The organism is Paenibacillus sp. YAF4_2, from assembly GCF_052113225.1.
Taxonomy (GTDB): Bacteria; Bacillota; Bacilli; order Paenibacillales; family Paenibacillaceae; genus Pristimantibacillus.
On record NZ_JBFRCT010000011.1, the window covers coordinates 167,001 to 185,872 of the forward strand.

Here is an 18,872-nt window from a genome sequence, read left to right on the forward strand (position 1 = left end):
CTTACCAGCCCTCAAAGCCGGGCAGTAATAAACGGACGGCTTGAATCGACTGCTTCTCAATGGTCTTACCCTTCATACGCTGAGCCTGCTCCAAATAATGCTCCGCACGCACCCGCCAGTGGATCGAAGGCGACAGCATATCTTCCGCCTCTTCCCTGCCACGGTGACCTGCAAACGGCAGTCCGCTGTAATCGCCATCTCGCATGGCACTTGCATGTGCAGTGAGAGAGCGGCTGAGCACTGGTTCCTTATAAAGCTCAGCCTGCCATTCCAAATAGGCGATAGCACTGTCCGGACAGCCGCTTGCGACCATAACACCAGCGAGCTTCAGCATTGCAGCTTCATCCGGGCAGGATATCCACCTAGCCATTAGTGCTGCGAGCTGACCCTCACGCCCTGCCGTACGCATATATTTGCAAATCCGGAACAGCGGCGGGAGGAGGCTCGGCTTATGCCGCAAAGTCGTGATATACGATTGAATGAGTCCCTGCTCGTCATGCATCGCCTCATAGATCCGCCCCTGCAAATAGGCCGTCCGGTAAGTTCCCACCCCGTCTTCCGTATGGTACCTTGCAGGCGCGGCCCCCATCTCCAGCGCCTTCTCTGATGCTTCCATCGCCGCTTTGTACTGACCCGTACAAGCGGAGCAAAACGCCATATAATGCTGTAAATCCGTATAATCAGGGAAAATAGAGGCACCTTCTCGAGCTGCAGCGCCCGCTTCATCCCATCTGCCTAGCAGCTGCAGACTTAACGATTCATATTTGAAAACAAGATGAGCATAGGACAGCTGCTCGAACCCGGCGGATCGCTTCGCTATTCGAAACGCTTCAAGCGCATCTGCCGCCCGATTGTTGCGCAGATACTCTACTCCAATATTGTAGCGGTGGAATGTATTATCCGGTTCTTCCGCAAGCACAAGCTCAAGCAATTCCATATTGCGCTGCAGTTTGTTTTTTTCCGCAACGACCTGGGTCCGGTACCCATAATGATGGATGATGACATCCGTTAGATGAAAACGGGCCGACGGATTTGTTCGCAAAATCGAGAACGAAATCTGTTCATGAATCCGCCCCTCAAAACGGTGCCCAGGGTCATTACGGAACATCCGCAGCACCGGATGAATGGTTGAGCCTTGATCATGCTCCGGTCCGATCTGGTTACGGATCTGAAGAAGCAAAGCAGACATATCCGCATGGCGGACATATTCAAGTAATTGAGGCTTCGTTGCTTCATCAAGCTGCTCATCGGCATCGAGGAACAAGATCCATTCTCCGGAAGCACGCTCTACCCCACGATTGCGGGCTTTTGCAAAATCATGCTCCCATTCGCTCTGGATCACAACCGCTCCGTACCGCTTGGCAATGGCTATCGTCTCATCCGTTGAACCGGTGTCGACAATAATGATTTCGTCGGCAATGCCCTGCACGCTGTTCAGACAGCCAGACAAGTACTTTTCCTCGTTCTTAACGATCATGCATAAGGAAATCCGCTTCTGCTGCTCCGCCATTCACGCGCCTCCTTTGCCGTCCGTTCCAATCCGTTTGCCAGCCCATCCATTCAACCCGCTGCAAAGCCTCTTGCAGTTTCATCTTATCAGGCTCAGACCAGCTGCCGTCCCAGTTGCGGCCCCCGCTGTATTCATCCGGCTGCAAAGCTTCAATGGCCAATTGCAAACATGCTGCCGATGCGCCAAGCTTTGCTCTCTCCGCATATTCACTGGTGTCATCTCCACCCGCTGCACTCTCGAACAACGCCAGCGCCTCACTGCGGAGCTTCTTCAGATAGAGCAGTTCCCCTAAGCGAAAAGACTGCTCTCCCGTCAGCCTTCCTTCCTTCTCGAAACGGTCCAGCATCAGCTCTGCCGCTGCATCAACGTACCCATGATCATATAGCAGAGTCTCAAAATGCTTCCGCAGACCGTATAGTCCACCCGACAGCTTATGCGCCAGGCGCAGCATGCCGCGGCTGACTGCCGTGTCCAGCCAGCGGACGGCGGAAGAAAGCTCCTGCTCCTTAGCGATTTTGTTCAACACCTCCTGGGTCATCGGAAGCCAGCTATTTAATTGCTCGGCCTCTCCGGCAAGCTGACTATTGTCTCCCAAAATAATGGCCAGCTCTTCCTTTCCGATGCGCTGCCCTTCATTCCAGCGGCATAACGCCCAGTCTATTCCTAGCTCTTGTGATAATTCCGATTGAGAAGTTTGCATCCAGCTTCGGATCTGCTCGGCTGCCTCCGCATACTGACCTGTGCCTATCAAACAATCCGCAAACAATCGAATATCTGATAACGGCATCCGTGCTTTTTCCGCCTCATTGGTCGAAGACTGAATCACCTCTCGCCACAGCGGCAATGCCGTGCTGTATGCGCCAATCCGGCTGAGCACCCGGGCCAGTAATGTATGCCGCTCGACTTCGACTTCCCCTGCGTAAGCAGTCAGCTTTTGACGGATTTCTTGATCAGTAAGCCCGATTTGATGAAGATAGGCTGCCCATGCGGATAAGGCCTCTTCCCAGCTGGGCATTTCCCGCAGTACAGTCTCATACTGCTGCTGCACAGCTTCGACCTCTCCCATATGCTGCAAAACATCCGCAAGACGGAGCTGCGCGTAATAACTGCCAGCCCCTTTTTCCGAGATATAAGAATGTGCCCGCGATCCCGCTTCAATAGCAGTCTCATAGGCAGCTTTTGCTTCCAATAATAGACCTAATGCACACAAGCAATTACCCTGCAGCAAGAAAAGGTCCGGGTAATCTGGATAACGGAGTGTCTCGCCGCGCAGCAACTCGGCAGCCTCAGCATCCCGTGAAAGTGTCAGTAAAGTCGTCGAATAATCTTTAACCAGCGTTGGCCGATAAGGGGCTGATAAGGGAGTGTAATTGATGGCTTTTCCGAAGGCTTCTGCTGCCTCCCCAGGTTTTCCTTGCTGGCATAACGTAACGCCGTAATTATAAAGACAAAAAGGGTCATTTGGCCGCTGGGACAGCTGCTTAGAAATGACCCGTAAATTCCGTTCTGCTTTGGACTTGCGCTTAAGGACTGACGGCATATAGTCAACATGAGCAATGTGTAAATCCCCGTTGTACAACGGTCCGTCGATATCCGCAAGAACCTCATTGTCTCGGGAACGGACAAGCTGCTCATGGATTTCTCCAAAATAACGATAACTGCGATCGCCTCGGAAAAGCCTAACAGCTTCACTGCTGATCATGCTCTTCGTATTGGATTCATCCAGCAGATGCTCCATTCGAACCCGGTAAGCTGATGAAGCGGCCTTTCGCAGCTCACGCCGCAAAGACCGCACATCACCGGATAACCTTTCGTCTGCATCAAGTACAAGAACCCAAATCGTGCGCGCATGCTCTAATGCCAGATTGCGGGCGGAAGAGAAATCATCCTTCCACTCCGTCTTAATCACTCTTGCTCCATACCGCAATGCAATGTCCACCGTTCCGTCCGTCGACCCTGTATCGACAACGATAAGCTCATCGGCTATATCCCGAATGCTGTCTAAGCATTCCGAGAGCATATCCTCTTCATTGCGTGCGATGATGTGAACACCGAGCAGCATTGTATAACCCTCCTAAAAAGAATTAGCGCGTTCTTTGCGATAATTCTTAACTTCGTAAGCATACACCTAAAAGAATTATCGCGTTCTTTGCGGTAATTCTACTTCGTAAGCATATGCCTAAGAATTAGCGCGTTCTTTGCGATAATTCTACTTCGTTAGCATACGCTTACGTGCCTTGGCCATTGAAGTATACGTCAACGGTGGTTGGGCTGCCGGTCGTTGTCGACCGATATGCCAGCCTCGTATATTTCAGAAAACGCTGCGGCACAAGTACATCGACCGAGCCTACTGCGATTCCCGTTACACTTTCCACGTCGGTATACCAGTTCGTTCCATTGGCGCTAATCTAAACACGTGCAGTCGCTGCATTCGTCCCAGACCTTTGTTATAAACGAAGTAGGAATAAGTCCCAAATACGCTGGTCGTAATGATCGGTACAGCCGTATATGCATCTGCTGTTAGGTTATTCAAGTTAGCTGTTTCTTGGAAGCTCTTTTGCGAAATGGATGTTACGCTATTTAAAGTACCTGCCGTGATCGTTGCCCCGAGTACTGCATTAAGCGTTCCGCCTGTGATTGTAGCACCAGATACCGCAACCGTATCGGCTGTGATCGTTGTACCCAGTACTGCAGTCAGCGTTCCCGCTGTGATCGTTGCTCCTAGTAACGCATTAAGCGTTTCGCCTGTGATTGTTGCTCCGAGCAAAGCATTGAGAGTTCCGGCTGTGATTGTTGCTCCTAGTAAAGCATCCAACGTTCCACCCGTGATCGTTGCACCGGACACCGCCACTGTTCCTCCAGATAGAGCAACCGTACCGCCCGACACTGCGACCGTACCTGTCGAAATCGCTACTGTACCTGAGGTTTAAGACAAGCAAAAAGACAGCACACGCTGCCTACTGAAGGCTTACGTGAGCTGTCTTTTTGTGCTGCGATTACAGCAGCTTCTCGATATCTTCTTTCATATTTAGCGGTTCGTCCGTGGATTCAAAACGTTTGACTACATGGCCTTCACGGTCGATAAGGAATTTCGTGAAGTTCCATTTCACATCATTCCCCTCCAGGTAATGAGGCAGTTTCTCCGACAGGAAGGAATGCAGCATTTTACCACTTGGCTTAGAGGTATTAAAACCATGGAATGGTGCCTGCTCGCTCAAATAACCAAACAGTGGATGCGCCGTTTCTTCTCGAACATCGGTCTTAGCAAACAACGGGAAAGTTACACCGTAATTAATCTGGCAAAACTCCTGCACATCCGAGTTCGAGCCAGGCTCTTGCTCAGCAAATTGATTGCTTGGGAAGCCCAAAATTTCAAGCCCTTGATCCTTATACTGCTCATATACCTTCTGCAGGTCAGAGTATTGCGGAGTAAAACCACATTTGCTCGCAGTATTTACAATGATAAGAACCTTTCCTTTATAATCCTCCAGGCTCTTTTGTTCTCCTCTGATTGTTTCTGCTTCAAATGAATATACCGACATGTTGACATCCTCCTCGAATATGATTGATTTTATTAAATTAAATTGTATACAATTTATATCACAATCTGCTGCTCCGTGTCAAACGAGTTAGCTAATTGTACTCACAACTACAGCGGAGGTGCGATTAAGTCGGTTTTTCCGTACTACAGTGCGTCGAGTGTGGTCCAGCAGCAACCGGTGGTGTCGTCCGACACGCCACCACAAACTAAAACGGGGCATGCTGCTGGCACGCCCCGTTTCCCTATTACATTTCTACTTTTTGCAAACGCATGTAGTCGCTGACCATGGCTAGGCGCCATGGGAGAATCATCCCGAATGCCAGCAGATAGAATAACGCGCCGGTCTGTGGGATCGACATGTATTGCTCGACCACGCTGTGCATAGCAAGCCGAATGGCCAACAACGTAAGCATAATGAAGATAAAAGCCTTGGATCGGCGGACGAATATATCCGATTCGACCCTTTCAAGCCGAGTCGTGACAATCAGCGGGAACGAGAAAATTAACATCCCCGTGCCGAAAGCAGATACTCCCCATAACCAATGGATATGCATAACCGGAAAAGCAAACATCATAAAGCCGGTCGACATGCCAAGCGGCGGTATAATAATCTTGCGCAAATTCGTCGGCTGCTTGCCTGCCCGCATACGGAGCACAATAAGCATCAGTCCGGCACAAATGGAAAACACGATGGACGCAGTCTGAATGAGATGTGTATGTGCAGATAGCATTGTGATCTATCCTCATTTCAACAATGGTTGGCTACTCCCATCGTACTGCAAAATAAAAAACTGTGCAAACCAACCCTAGCAATCGTTTGTCAACAAATAACGGTATTAGTACGAACCGCGGATAAACGGATGAACTTCCTCCTGGTAGAACTTATGAAGGCGCTGGCGTTCCGCTTCTGTGAACGACGGCACTTCAAGTGCAGCAAGGTTGTCTTCTACCTGGCGTACGTTGCGGAAGCCCGGAATCACACAAGTTACAGCTTCATGATCCAGCAGCCAGCGAAGCGAAGCACGTGTCATGTTGCCGCGGCCTTCTGCGATCCAGCGAAGACGGTCAGCCAGCTCAACCCCTTTGGCAAAGCCCAGTCCGGCGAAGGTTTCACCTACGTTAAAGGATTCGCCATTTTCATTGAAGCGGCGATGATCATCGGCCTCAAATGTGGAAGCAGCCGTGAATTTGCCTGTAAGCAGACCGCTGGCAAGCGGCAGACGAACAAGAATTCCTACGCCTCGGCGATTAGCCTCGTTCAACAGCTCAAGTGGTTTTTGGCGGAAAATATTATAAATAACCTGCAGCGCACGGACATTAGACTGCTCCAGGCAGAACATGCCCTCCTCCACCGACTCTACGCTTACGCCGTAATGACGGATCTTGCCTTCCTGCTGCAGCTTGTCCAATACGCCAAACACACTGCCATCCTTCAGAATCGACATCGGCGGACAATGAATCTGGTACAAATCAATACGCTCACGAGCAAGGCGCTTTAAGCTTGCTTCGCAATAAGCGCGAACCGAAGCTTCCGAATAAGTAGCGGGATCATGAATGTCTCCTGCCCGGCAGAACTTGGTCGCGATATGGATCTCATCCTCGCGTCCTTTGGTCGCTTGTGCTAGCAAACGTTCGCTATGACCGTCGCCGTACACATCAGCCGTATCAAAGAAGTTGACACCTTTATCCATGGCCGCTTCAAGTGCCAGCAGCGATTCCTTATCGTTCACATTACCCCAAGCGCCTCCGATTGCCCAAGTACCAAAGCTGATCTCACTTACCTTCAGCTCAGATGAACCTAATCCACGATATTGCATCCTTCTCACCTCGTTTATGTAATCGGTTACTGGAATAGTGTAACAAAAAAACGGCCAAAGCCCAATCGCCCTCGCGACCGGCTCCAGCCGTTGTTATCAAGGTTGGACTACTCTATGATTACTTGCTGCTGCATATATGCGCTGATATCTATGCCAAGCCCTTTCGAGAGGCGGATACCAAACTCCACGTTAGCTCGGAAGAAGTTACAGATAGCTCGCAGTTGAATATCTTGATTGGTTTGTTTAAGGTCATTCACGAGATTGCTGACGAGATTATTCCGCTGCTCTGGAGACAGCGACAAGTAGCGTTCGCCGGCTTGTGCGAAATCATCCGTCTTGTCAATCTTCTGGCGTCCTGCCGAGCCATGCAGCTGAACATAGCTGTCCTTATACTCCGGAGCTTCCTGCGGACTTTCCGACGAGCTGTTCGGCTCGAAGTTAATCGCCGAAGGGTCAGCCTTCATCGTCATCGCACCGTCGCGCTGATGATTACGGACTGGCGCGTATGGACAGTTAACCGGAATATTCAAATAGTTAGCGCCAAGACGGTAACGCTGTGTATCTGGATAAGAGAACAGACGTCCTTGCAGCAGCTTATCTTCCGAAGGCTCAATACCCGGCACAAGAGCGCTAGGTGAAAAAGCAGACTGCTCAACTTCGGCAAAATAATTGTCCGGATTTCGGTTCAGCTCCATCGTGCCAACTAGCTGCAGTGGATACAAGTCTTCCGGCCATACCTTTGTTGGATCCAGCGGATCAAACGAAAAACGGTCCAGATGCTCAGCTGGCATCAGCTGCACATGCAAATCCCATTCTGGATAACTGCCAAGTTCGATTGCATCGTATAAGTCCCGAGTCGCGTGATGGAAATCCCGCCCCTGCATCGCAGAAGCCTCTTCAGCTGTGAAATTACGCACCCCTTGCTTCGACTTCCAATGATACTTCACATAAGTGACTTTACCCTGCTCATTTATCCATTTGAATGAATGAACACCGAAGCCGTCCATCTCGCGGTAAGAAGCAGGTGTTCCATCATCCGAGAATACCCAAGTGAGCATATGCGTCGATTCCGGAGACAGTGTCATGAAGTCCCAATAACGGCCCGGCTCCTGAATATTCGTGCGTGGTGATGGCTTTAGGGAATGAACCATATCCGGGAATTTGATCGCATCGCGGATGAAAAAAACGGGCAGATGATTGCCGACAATATCGAGGTTGCCTTCCTCGGTATAAAATTTCACCGCAAAGCCCCGTGGATCACGTGCCGTTTCCGGTGACCCTGTACCATGAATCACGGTGGAGAAACGAACAAATACATCCGTCTCTTTGTCAGCCTCTTGCAAGAAAGCAGCTTTCGTATGCGCCCTCATGCTGTTAGCGACGCGGAAAACCCCGTAAGCACCTGCTCCACGTGCATGTACAACACGTTCAGGGATGCGCTCCCGGTCGAAATGAGCTATTTTCTCGAGCAGATGATAGTCTTCGAGTAAAGTCGGGCCGCGCTGACCCGCGGTTCTAGAATTTTGATTATCGCCAACTGGTGTTCCTTGGTTCGTTGTTAAATGATTGACCATATGGATTACCTCCGGATTATTTATATTTAGACTTGATCTAAATCTTATAATCCTATATTAAGGTTATGGCTCAATCTTGTCATGAACGTTAGATGAAATCATGATGAAGAATAAATGAAAATGAGTTTCCTTTTAGTTGCTCCGTTCCTCCACGAGCCGGTATCCAGCTCCACGGACAGTTGCAATGTAGCTCGGTGTAACCGCGCTGTCCTTCAATTTGCGGCGGAGCGTCTTGATATGCACATCAACGACATTGCTGCCGCCAAAATATTGGCTTCCCCATACGGCATCAAACATCGCCTCGCGTGTTAATACAGCTCCATCAGAAGTAAGGAACATAAGCAGTAGATCATATTCCGTCTTCGTCAGTTCGATCCGTTCACTGCCGCGGTAGACGGCCATTTTCTTCAGATCAACGGATAAGTCCTTGAAGTGGTAAGCGGATTGATCGGGTGCCTTCCATTCGCCGAGCATCCGGTTCACCTGGTGCAGTGCATCCTGTGGACTTGAAGGCCACACAAGCAATTCCGCATGACGCGGAATGGAAGATGCCATAACCCGGGCGTCCTCATGGACAAGGAACAGCAGTGAAGCGCCGTTAATATGCGATGTTTGTGTCATCGCGGCATGCAGCGCATCAACAGCATCCGGAGTAAGTGGATTTGGCGTTGCATCATAGATGATCAGCTCCGGCTGCAGACTGCTGACGAACGCTTTGTTCAGATCATGAAGAGAGAACAAGTCGAAGCATTCGGCTGTAAGCAGGTGCAGCAGACTGTTCATTCGTTCCGGGAAAGGACTGACGGTCATAATCCGTTTCGTTAAAGAACAAGCTTTACCCTCCATTATTGCCTCCCTTGCTGGCATGCCTTCCTGCCCGATGACAGCGCCAGCTTCCATTCGATTCTCTTCTACCGGCTGGCGCATAACTCGCATACCCCCTCTAATACAACATGAGCATCCTGGACAGCAAATTTTGTTTCCGCTGCGATTTTCTTAAGCCATTCCTCTGGCAGTTCGGTCAGCACTTCCTCTACCCGCCCGCACTTCTTGCACATAATATGGTGATGATCGTCCATTCGCGCATCATAACGGCTGACTGCCTCGCCAAGCTTCAGTTCCCGAATAAGGCCTGCATCGCTCAAATACCGAAGAGAGTTATATACCGTTCCGTAAGCAAAGCTAACGCCTTTGTCGCGCAGCCGTTCAATAATATCTGCCGCTGTTGGGTGGTCATGAGACTCTTGGATCGCTTCAAGAATGGTTTTTCGCTGTATCGTTAAATTGATCTTTGTCATGGCTAGTTCCGTCCTTCAATCGGATTAATTTAGACTAAGTATAAATCTAAATGAGGAAGAGATCAACTCAAATTCTCTTCCTTTATGATGCCTCATTACACTTTAGAAGAGCGGCCAAACTATCCGAAAAAATAATTATCAGAATATTTACAAAATTGAAATAATAGTTTATGATAGACCTACACCAAACGAGAGGGGATAGACCATTGAAGTAGGTTAGCGAAGCATGTCTCTACTATTTCCGGGAAGGAGATCCTCTAAGGTTAACCGGACATGCGGGAATCCAAACGACACTCGTCACTTAAGCCTGAGATAAATACTTACCCGATATTAAAGCAACTCAAGTTGTAGAATGGAGCGTTACGAAATTGAATAATAGTGATTCAGAAAGGTAAAGGGATTCCGGTTATCATTGATAAGCGGAATCCCTTTTTGCGTGCGTAATTATAGGATTGGCGACAGCAAACGTGCGATTGATTCTTTGAATTTGTCCATTAGCGGCCGTTTAAGATACATATCATAGGTAAGCTCTGTGCACTCCTCCAGATCGATTCCAAACAATCGTTCCAGTTCGCTGGCCGTTGCGCTGTCATAAATAAAGGCATTCATCTCGAAATTAAGTTTAAAACTGCGGTTATCAATGTTAGCTGTTCCCACAGAAGCAACCTGACCATCAATAACAAGCGTCTTCGCATGAAGGAAACCACGTTCATAAATGTAGCATTTGCCGCCAGCGGCTAGAAGTTCATTCAGATAAGAATGGGTCGCCCAATAGACAAAGAAGTGATCCGGCTTGCTTGGCAGCATAACCTTCACCTCAACACCGGACATAGCAGCAATCTTGAGAGCGGTCATAAGACTTTCATCCGGCACAAAATACGGCGTTTGAAGGCAGATACTCCTTTTGGCGGAATAAATCATCTTGATATAGGCATCTTTAATTTGCTGATAATCCGAATCCGGCCCACTCGCCACAACCTGCATGCCAATCGTTCCAACCGCCTGGAAATGCCGCGGAAAATAATGATAATCGAGCGTTACCATCCCTGAAGAGGCAAGGTTCCAGTCCATCAGGAACTGTGCCTGAATCTGCAGAACAGCCCTTCCCTCCAGCCGCAGATGGGTATCCCGCCATTCCCCGAAATATTTGTTACGCCCCAAATACTCGTCTCCGATATTGAAGCCTCCAATGTAGCCAATCCGTCCATCTACAATGACAAGCTTCCGATGATTCCGGAAGTTGATCTTCAAATTCAGATAAGGAATTCTTGACGGGAAAAATGCCGCAGTCTGCCCGCCTGCCTCCCTCAGCTCCTTGAAGAACTTTCTTGGAAGCCCCTTACTGCCAATATGGTCATACAGGAATCGGACTTGCACCCCTTGTTTCGCCTTTTCGACCAGAGCCTGAATAAGACGGTTACCAAGCTTATCATTACGCACAATGTAATAGACAAGGTGAATATGATGTTGTGCAGACTCAATATCCTGCAGCAGGGTATCAAACTTACTCTTTCCGGTTGTGAATATCTGTACGGCATTATTCTGCGTATACAGGGAATAGCTGCCCACCAGATTCATATGGATCATGGTCTGATAGTTGATGGTAGCGGGATCGTTAAATGCGATATGCCGCTCCTCTAATTGAAGCTTCTGTGCTTCAATGGAATCTTCAATAATACGCTGGCTTTCCACTAGCATCTTATTCAGCTTCCGCTTGCGCAGCCGCTGCCCGATGATGAGATATAAGACGAACCCAACACCCGGCAGAAAATAAAGCACCATCAGCCAAGCCCAAGTCGCTCTTGCATCCTTTCTTTCCAGAAAGATGACAGCAAGGGCCAGCAATATATTCAAGATAATAAAGATCGAAGAAATATCCTGTAAGACATTCATACTACAGCTGCACCTCAATATATGGATAAAAACGTTAATGCAAGCATACCTCATGCACGAAAGATGTTCAAACCTTACACAAACATTCTTATTACTGATGAATTATGCTACAATTTTCAGAAAATATTAAGTGCGAGCGGCATAGGAGGCAGGACCATGGACTTAAGAAAATACCGATTAGATGAACCCGCGCTCAGCACATTCAGTGAGGAACGCGATGAATATGAACGGGATTATGCACGGCTGATTCAATCTCCCGCTTTCCGGCGGCTGCAAGGCAAATCGCAAGTATTTGGTGCCGGATCAGGTGATTATTACCGGACAAGGTTAACCCATTCCCTCGAAGTATCGCAAATTTCCCGCGAAGTGGCGAAGCGCTTAGGGAAACAATACGCTTTTCTCTCCCAAAAAGAACATCCGGGCCTTATTCTGGATCCGTCTGTTGTTGAAATTGCGGCACTTGCCCATGATCTGGGACATCCGCCATTTGGCCACAAAGGCGAAGAAGTACTGAACCGCTTATTAATGGAGGAACACGGCCTCGCTTATGAGGGGAACGCCCAAAACTTCCGTATCCTCATGTTCCTTGAGAAGCGCGCCGGCAGCGGCAGCGGCCTTGATCTCACTGCAGCTGTCCTGCTCGCAACCAATAAATACCCCTACTCGATTGATGAACCGGGAAGGCTGAAAGGGCTGTACAGCTCGGAGTGGCATGCCATTGATCATATTCGCCAATCTTGGGCGATGCCAACGGGCTGTTCTACGCTTGAAGCACAGCTGATGGACCTATGCGATGATATCGCTTATTCCACCCATGACATAGAAGACGGCATCCGTGCCGGCAAAATTCAAATGAACCGGACTTTCTTTGAGGATCAACGGCTGATTGATAACCTTGTACAAGAAATTGTAGAAGATCAAGGAAATATGGATGTGGGCTGGGATCAAGTAGACATACCAGCAATGGTGAAGCGAGTGCTGGCGGCTTATTTGCAGCAGTGGGAGGAGCTTTACGCCCTGTATGACCATGAATCTTCCCGAACGCGCAGAGAAATGAAAGCACGCTGGGTTAGTGTATTTGCTGGCCGTGTTGGCATTATAGACGATCAGACAAAGGGCTGGAAGAAGGTAACCTTCGTGCTGGATGGACAGCAGGATATCGATCTGCTGCGCACGATGGAAATTTTGAAGAAATTAGCCTGGGTAACGCTGATTAAGGATTTCCGCGTACAGCGGCTGCAGATGCGCAGCGAAATTATGATCCGCCGCCTGTGGGACAGCTTCAAGGTACCTGAGCAAGGACGCCTGATTCTGCCGACAGACTGGGTAGCAAGCTTCGAGCAGCACAAACATAATTGGAGCTGGGCCCGCTTCATTGCGGATTATATTTCCGGCATGACCGATGCTTATGCAGAGAAGGTCTACGCCGAACTGTACGCAAGCAAATCCGGTTCAATCTATGAAATGGACTGACCCTTAGGCAGGGTTCAGTTCCGCGTTCTGCGACAGCATCGTAATATAGTCGAAGAATTTATCTGGTTCTACATCGTAGACAAGGCTTATTGGACGGCCGCCATCCGTCTCGACCGTACGCCCTTGGCTTGGACCGTCAGGAATAACCGTGCCATAGACCGTCTGCATTTGAACAAGACTTGGATCTCCGACTACTGCTGTCGTAAGAACATCCCATAAGTAGTACGTGGAGTTTGTCTCCATATAGACAAGCGGCGGACAAGCCGCGTAGCATTGACCTACAAAATCAAGACCCGCATGCCTGCGAAGCGATGCCCAGCGGTTTCTAATGGGTACGGTGAGCGGTACTTTATTCGTACTCTCCAGCGCAACTAGCTCGATCCTGATACTGCTGTTCCAAACCGTCTCAACTGCTTCCGGATCCCAGAAGGCATTCCATTCCGCTGTGCCGTCATGCTCCGGCTCTTGAACGTTGCCTTTCTCATTAAAGGTACCGCCCATCCAGACAAGCTTCTCGATCTTCTCCTCGATACCCGGTGCTACTTCCAGTGCCCTCGCGAGATCAGTAAGTGGACCTGTGAAGAGTAAGGTTACCGGTTCGCTGGCATTTTGCAGCTGCTGAATCATATGCTGGTGAGCAGGCAAGCCTGCCTCACGTGTATGTATAGTTCCCGGTTCATTCAAGATGGGCAGTGCATCTACGAAAAACGTATGCATCCGCCAATCGGCAGGGAATGGATTTCGTCCTCTGGAATTGGAACGTGCAACCTCCACCTTATCGCTCATGCCCGGCGCTCCGAAGCGGTCAATAATTTTACGGCTTGCAGCCATCCCCGGCTCCAAATAACCGTCGGCCGGAATGACCGATACCCCGATCAGTTCAATATCCTTCATTTGCAGAACAAGGAACAACGATACTAGATCGTCTACCCCCGCATCGTGATTAAAATACAGTTTTTTTCCCATTATCGCTTCCATCCCTTCATAAGTATAAAACATGATCGCGTTTGTCCATCCTATAGCTAGAGCCCAAGCTTTCGAAGTATGAATTTTCATAAATGGCCTGAGAAAAGCCACTTGGGTGAATATTCATTAAGCTTAGGCTTACGATGCAAGAATCACCACGAACAGCCTCATTTTTGCTGTTTGTGTGATCATTCTTTTCAGGAGGTGAACACCATGGCTAAAGATGTACTTTGTGAAGTAAACTCGTGTAAGTATTGGGCAGCAGGCAATCACTGCGCCGCGTCTTCCATTTATGTTGTAAACAACCGTTCGAAACAAGCAAGCAACTCCGATGAAACGGATTGCAAAACGTTTGAGCCAAAGATCTAAAGGAATGGGCAACGGCGCACAGCCCCCAGCATGTATCACACACGCATCGGAAGCTGAGCGCCGTCCCATTCGACTCTGTTATTTTGTTACCGGAACCGCGTTATAATACTCTTCTAAGGTCAAGCCCTTATCCTCGAGCTCTTGCGCTAACTCTTTGCCTACATAACGGATATGCCATGGCTCATATTTGTAGCCTGTAATGGCGTCCTTGCCTTCCGGATAACGGATAATGAACCCGTACTCCGGTGCATGAGCTGCCAGCCATTCCGCCTCAGGTGTACCACCGAAGCAATCCTCTGCTGCACATTTGCCGTCACTGCCTGATACGTCGATAGAAAGACCGGTTTGATGCTCGCTTGTGCCAGGGAATGCACTGTAAGTCAATGCTTTTTCCATTCCGTCCTTCTCCACATAACGGTTAAACAGCGATTTTTGCGTCGCTTGCGATCGGTAAGCCGATACACCAGCTAAGTAAATCCCGTCCTTCTCAGCTCCAGCGAAGAGATCTTCCAGTGCGCCTGCTGCTTCTTTGCGCATTTTGCGTTTGTCGATTTTGTCATTAAACGTAAATCGAACATCAGGATACACCAGATCCGTAGGTTCATAACCATCCGGCAGCTTATATTGCTTATCTACAAGTACGGTTACACTCTCAGGCTGGGCAACAACCGGAATTCCGTCCTCTTCACCGGCTGTTGCAACTGCTGCCTTTGAAGGCTCCTCTGTTGAGGATGGCTCATCGGAAGGCTTGTCCGATGGTTCATTAGATGGTTCCTCTGAAGGAGCATCCGATGGCGAGTTGGTTGGCTCGTCCGATGTTATAGGTTCATCCGTTCCGGCAGGATCTGGTTGCGAAGTCTGGCTATTAGCCGTCGTCTCCTCTGGAGCTTGGGCCGTTAAATTTTCATAGCGGATAAATAGAATGACTGCAATAGCAACCACACATACCGCTACAAATGCTAATCCACGTCTTCTGCGTTTCCTTATATTTCTTCTCATGTTGTCTCCTTACTGCTGCTTTATTGTAGATCCTTTAGTCCTCTCTACTATAAACGAATAGACGAGATAATGTCTTAAAAAGYTGTAACATTTGTTTGAGCCATTTTGCCATGATTGGCATACTTGTATCGCCTTTGACATTCTTCTTCCAGCCAAGCATAATGAAGACAATAACATCATAAATGTAAGGACAAGACATGACAGGCAGCTTAAGGGAGGCCTGTTTTTATTGTGAGAGGCAGGCGAAAATCGTGTCAAATCTAGCACCAAAACGGTTGTTCAGCAAACGACCCATTCTCGCATTCTCGCTGATTGTACTTCTAAAGAGCTTTCTTACCTGGATGGTCGTCTTTGGTGGCCCGAACTGGACAACCCTGCTCAAGGAATTACCTTTTGCGTTGATTGTGTTCTGCTTCATTGAATGGTTTGCAACAAAACGAAAGCTGGTCTATTATTTAAGCGCCAATCTGCTTATGACCGCTATCCTATTTGCCGTCCTCATGTATTACAAATATTATGGCGTAATAGTCACGTATGTAGCCCTTCATCAAGTGAATCAGGTTACGGCAGTCAGCAACAGCGTCTTCTCCCTGATGGACCCTTATTATTTGCTAGTGTTTATTGATATTGTCGTTATGAGCTATTATTTAATGCGCCGCAAGAAGGGCCAATATTGGAAGATAGCTAGTCAGAAGCAGGTCAGTCGGCGTGTTCTAGCTGCCTTGTTTGGTATTTCGCTTGCGCTTTGCTTATTTAATATTGTACCAAACCGCGCCAGTATGAACGAGATTGTCAAAGCTGAGCAAATGGGGATCCTCAACTACGAAGCCTATACGATCTTTTCTAATAAGAATCAGGAACTTATTAAGCCTTCCGAAATTACGCAGGCGAAGATTGATGAACTAAAGCAGATTAACAAGCCGGCATCACCACAGCAGTGGAATGCAGCCTCCGGTAAAAATCTGATCATCATCCAAATGGAGTCATTCCAGAACTTCCTCATTAATCTGACGATCGACGGCAAAGAAATTACGCCTAATATGAACAAACTAGCGAAAGAAAGCTATTATTTCAATAACTTCTATCAAGGCGTTGGCCAAGGCAATACATCCGATGCGGAATTTATTGTCAATACGTCATTCTATATTCCGCCAAACGGAGCGGCAACGCAAGTGTATCCGAAGAAAGAACTGCCAAGCCTGCCCAAACTGATGCAAGAGCACGGCTACGACACTGCCACTTTCCATACGAATGTCGTGGAATTCTGGAACCGCGGCGAGCTGTATAAGGCGCTTGGGTTCAACCGTTACTATGATAAGAAGTTTTTCGGAGAAGAAGATTCTGTCTTCTTTGCAGCTTCCGATGAAGTGCTTTATGCCAAGACAGCGGCTGAGCTGGAACAGATGGATCAAGGCGATAAACCGTTTTATGCGCATGTGATCTCGATGACTGCCCATCATCCATTTACCATTCCGGAGCGCAAATATAAGATGGAGCTCCCAGCGCGATATGAGGACACCTTCGTTGGTGATTATATCCGAGCCCAGAATTATGCGGACTACGCACTTGGACTATTTATTGACGATTTGAAGCAGCGCGGTATATGGGACAACAGTGTGATTATGCTGTACGGCGACCATCTTGGCCTGCCGATCTATTCCCTCGATCGCGATGACAAAGCTCTAATGAAAGAAATATACGGTCATGAGTACGGCTCAGCCGATATGATCAACATCCCGCTTATTATTACAGCACCTGGCATTACGAAGCCGGCCGTATTCAACCAGCTTGGCGGTCAAGTAGATATCTTGCCTACAGTAGCGAATCTGTTCGGCTTCTCGCTGGACAATCACCTTCACTTCGGACAGGATATTCTAAACAACACATCGGTTAACTTGCTGCCGCAGCGTTACTACTTGCCAACCGGCTCGTTCCTCAGCAGTGAAGAGCTGTTCCTGTCCGGCAGTGGTTATGCGGACGGCACACATCTCCCGCTCTCAGGTGCCAGCACAACATCACTTGATTCAGAAGATGAATTTAACCGCTCGCTAGAGCTGCTGCGATTATCCGACAGCTACGTCAGTCAGCTTCCAGAATGGAAATAACGAATGTTCGCCCGCCTAAATCTTAGGCGGGCGTTTTTTTATAGGATGCCTCGATTAAATCCACCCCATTCGCCTTCTCCTAAATACTGGATTCCATATAGTTCCAAAGATTTATTTTGCTAATCTTGGCACTAAATCTACTAATTCTCTATAGTACTAAAACCTCTCATCTGCTAGTATCAGAAAGGGTCTAGCAACACACTACTTAACAAGAGAGGTATTATAAATGAAAACTTTTTACCGCAACAGTCTTATTCTTTTCCTTGCAGCACTCTTTATCGCATTCCCATTCCAAGCTTCTAAAGTAAGCGCAGCGTCTGCAGAGGATACAATGAATACTTACTTCCCGGGCGATATTGATGAGCATTGGGCTTTTAACGAGCTTGATAATTTCGTAAGCGCAGATCTGCTTAAAGGCTATGTTGGCCAAGACGGCGAAGTTACGCTGAAGCCTGACTTGTCCATTAGCCGTGCTGAGTTCGTATCCATTCTGGTACGCGCACTTGGACTGACAAGCACTGCGGCAGGCAAAACCTTTGCTGACGTTCCAGCAGACAAGTGGTACTCCGAGCCGATTCAGATCGCCAGCTCCCTTGGCATCGTGAACGGCCTTACCGAAACAACATTTGGTCCTAATGAACTGATTAAACGCGGCGAGATTGCAACAATGGTCGTTCGTGCTTTCACAGCTTCCGTCACTTTCGAAGGTGAAGCGAAAGCATTCACGGACGTACCGGAATACTTCGCAACACCGTTTATCAAGCAAGCTAGCCAAGCAGGAATTGTTCGTGGTGCTACTGCAACGACGTTCAAACCTTATGCGAACGCGACCCGCGCAGAAGCAGTTGTTATGATTCAACGTGCACTTGATCTGCAAAGCAGTGACTTGCCGGAGGATGCTGCTCTTACAGCTGTGATTGAGGCAGACGAGACGGAAGAAGTAGCGGCTATCAATGCCCTAGACTTCGCTAAGCTTGGCGAAGTTCAGGCCAAGTACATGACCGGCTATTCCCTGGCCTTTAACCAATATCTCTACGAAGACATTGAATCCTATCTGGATGAAGGCTATTCGATTAAGATGGAGAAACTAACACCACAAAAACTTGAAATTGTTTCGAAATCGAACCGTTTTGCTGTGGTTCAATCTACAGGCAGCACCTATAATGTGACAGAAGTAGTAGACGGTGAATCGTCTACCAATCCATCGTCTTACGATGGTGTATACTATCTGAAGAAAATGCCGGATAACAGCTGGAAAATCTACTCGTTTTACGACGATGAAGATCTCTCTGGTGAAGCAGAATAATACGAAGAGGCTTGCGGATAA

At 48.4% G+C, this 18,872-nt stretch carries 17 protein-coding genes; 4 read left to right on the forward strand and 13 right to left on the reverse strand.

Going from position 1 to position 18,872, the window contains the following annotated elements; all coding sequences use genetic code 11:
• Position 1: 1 nt before the first annotated feature.
• The 11 genes from AB4Y93_RS23930 to cls form a co-directional block, all read right to left on the reverse strand.
• A complete protein-coding gene (locus AB4Y93_RS23930; RefSeq protein ID WP_441895710.1) occupies positions 2 to 1,510 on the reverse strand; it encodes a tetratricopeptide repeat-containing glycosyltransferase family 2 protein in 1,509 nt (502 codons plus the stop codon).
• The gene (locus AB4Y93_RS23935) at positions 1,467 to 3,572 is read right to left on the reverse strand and encodes a glycosyltransferase (protein WP_441895712.1); all 2,106 of its coding nucleotides are present in this window, start codon (positions 3,570 to 3,572) and stop codon (positions 1,467 to 1,469) included. Before AB4Y93_RS23935 ends, AB4Y93_RS23930 begins: the two co-directional genes overlap by 44 nt.
• A 166-nt stretch (positions 3,573 to 3,738) precedes the next feature.
• On the reverse strand, positions 3,739 to 3,885 hold the full coding sequence (locus tag AB4Y93_RS23940) for a DUF6385 domain-containing protein (RefSeq protein WP_441895714.1): 147 nt from the start codon (positions 3,883 to 3,885) through the stop codon (positions 3,739 to 3,741).
• Positions 3,873 to 4,397: a hypothetical protein gene (locus tag AB4Y93_RS23945; protein ID WP_441895716.1), complete on the reverse strand. Its 525-nt coding sequence runs from the start codon at positions 4,395 to 4,397 to the stop codon at positions 3,873 to 3,875. Before AB4Y93_RS23945 ends, AB4Y93_RS23940 begins: the two co-directional genes overlap by 13 nt.
• A gap of 109 nt (positions 4,398 to 4,506) precedes the next feature.
• Complete coding sequence (locus AB4Y93_RS23950) at positions 4,507 to 5,052, reverse strand: glutathione peroxidase (RefSeq protein WP_441895717.1); 546 nt, start codon at positions 5,050 to 5,052, stop codon at positions 4,507 to 4,509.
• Between the two features lie 244 nt (positions 5,053 to 5,296).
• A complete protein-coding gene (locus AB4Y93_RS23955) occupies positions 5,297 to 5,782 on the reverse strand; it encodes a CcdC family protein (protein ID WP_441895719.1) in 486 nt (161 codons plus the stop codon).
• Between the two features lie 105 nt (positions 5,783 to 5,887).
• Complete coding sequence (locus AB4Y93_RS23960) at positions 5,888 to 6,868, reverse strand: aldo/keto reductase (RefSeq protein WP_441895721.1); 981 nt, start codon at positions 6,866 to 6,868, stop codon at positions 5,888 to 5,890.
• A gap of 107 nt (positions 6,869 to 6,975) precedes the next feature.
• Positions 6,976 to 8,442 (reverse strand): catalase, encoded by a 1,467-nt coding sequence (locus AB4Y93_RS23965; RefSeq protein ID WP_441895723.1) that lies wholly within the window; start codon positions 8,440 to 8,442, stop codon positions 6,976 to 6,978.
• Between the two features lie 132 nt (positions 8,443 to 8,574).
• Positions 8,575 to 9,369 carry a winged helix-turn-helix domain-containing protein gene (locus tag AB4Y93_RS23970; protein ID WP_441895725.1) on the reverse strand — a complete coding sequence of 265 codons (795 nt, stop codon included), beginning with the start codon at positions 9,367 to 9,369 and terminating at the stop codon, positions 8,575 to 8,577.
• Entirely contained in the window at positions 9,354 to 9,740 is a 387-nt protein-coding gene (locus AB4Y93_RS23975) for a Fur family transcriptional regulator (protein WP_441895727.1), read from the reverse strand. The genes AB4Y93_RS23970 and AB4Y93_RS23975 overlap by 16 nt, the downstream gene beginning before the upstream one ends.
• 444 nt (positions 9,741 to 10,184) lie before the next feature.
• A complete protein-coding gene (gene cls / locus AB4Y93_RS23980) occupies positions 10,185 to 11,633 on the reverse strand; it encodes a cardiolipin synthase (RefSeq protein WP_441895729.1) in 1,449 nt (482 codons plus the stop codon).
• A gap of 156 nt (positions 11,634 to 11,789) precedes the next feature.
• Between cls and AB4Y93_RS23985 the strand changes: the two genes are divergently transcribed.
• Positions 11,790 to 13,106 carry a deoxyguanosinetriphosphate triphosphohydrolase family protein gene (locus AB4Y93_RS23985; RefSeq protein WP_441895730.1) on the forward strand — a complete coding sequence of 439 codons (1,317 nt, stop codon included), beginning with the start codon at positions 11,790 to 11,792 and terminating at the stop codon, positions 13,104 to 13,106.
• Between the two features lie 3 nt (positions 13,107 to 13,109).
• On the opposite strand, the gene AB4Y93_RS23990 is transcribed toward AB4Y93_RS23985, so the two are convergent.
• On the reverse strand, positions 13,110 to 14,072 hold the full coding sequence (locus AB4Y93_RS23990) for a nucleoside hydrolase (protein ID WP_441895732.1): 963 nt from the start codon (positions 14,070 to 14,072) through the stop codon (positions 13,110 to 13,112).
• A 213-nt stretch (positions 14,073 to 14,285) separates the two neighbouring features.
• On the opposite strand from AB4Y93_RS23990, the gene AB4Y93_RS23995 reads away from it, so the two are divergent.
• Complete coding sequence (locus tag AB4Y93_RS23995) at positions 14,286 to 14,441, forward strand: DUF1540 domain-containing protein (protein ID WP_167281054.1); 156 nt, start codon at positions 14,286 to 14,288, stop codon at positions 14,439 to 14,441.
• 78 nt (positions 14,442 to 14,519) lie between these two features.
• Here AB4Y93_RS23995 and AB4Y93_RS24000 read toward each other — a convergent pair whose 3' ends face one another.
• Positions 14,520 to 15,440: a D-alanyl-D-alanine carboxypeptidase family protein gene (locus AB4Y93_RS24000; protein ID WP_441895734.1), complete on the reverse strand. Its 921-nt coding sequence runs from the start codon at positions 15,438 to 15,440 to the stop codon at positions 14,520 to 14,522.
• Positions 15,441 to 15,691: 251 nt separating this feature from the next.
• Here AB4Y93_RS24000 and AB4Y93_RS24005 point away from each other — a divergent pair, with 251 nt between their 5' ends.
• Both AB4Y93_RS24005 and AB4Y93_RS24010 read left to right on the forward strand, forming a co-directional pair.
• On the forward strand, positions 15,692 to 17,545 hold the full coding sequence (locus tag AB4Y93_RS24005; RefSeq protein WP_441895736.1) for an LTA synthase family protein: 1,854 nt from the start codon (positions 15,692 to 15,694) through the stop codon (positions 17,543 to 17,545).
• Positions 17,546 to 17,771: 226 nt separating this feature from the next.
• Positions 17,772 to 18,851, forward strand: coding sequence for an S-layer homology domain-containing protein (locus tag AB4Y93_RS24010; RefSeq protein WP_441895737.1), 1,080 nt, complete (start codon positions 17,772 to 17,774; stop codon positions 18,849 to 18,851).
• Positions 18,852 to 18,872 lie beyond the last annotated feature (21 nt).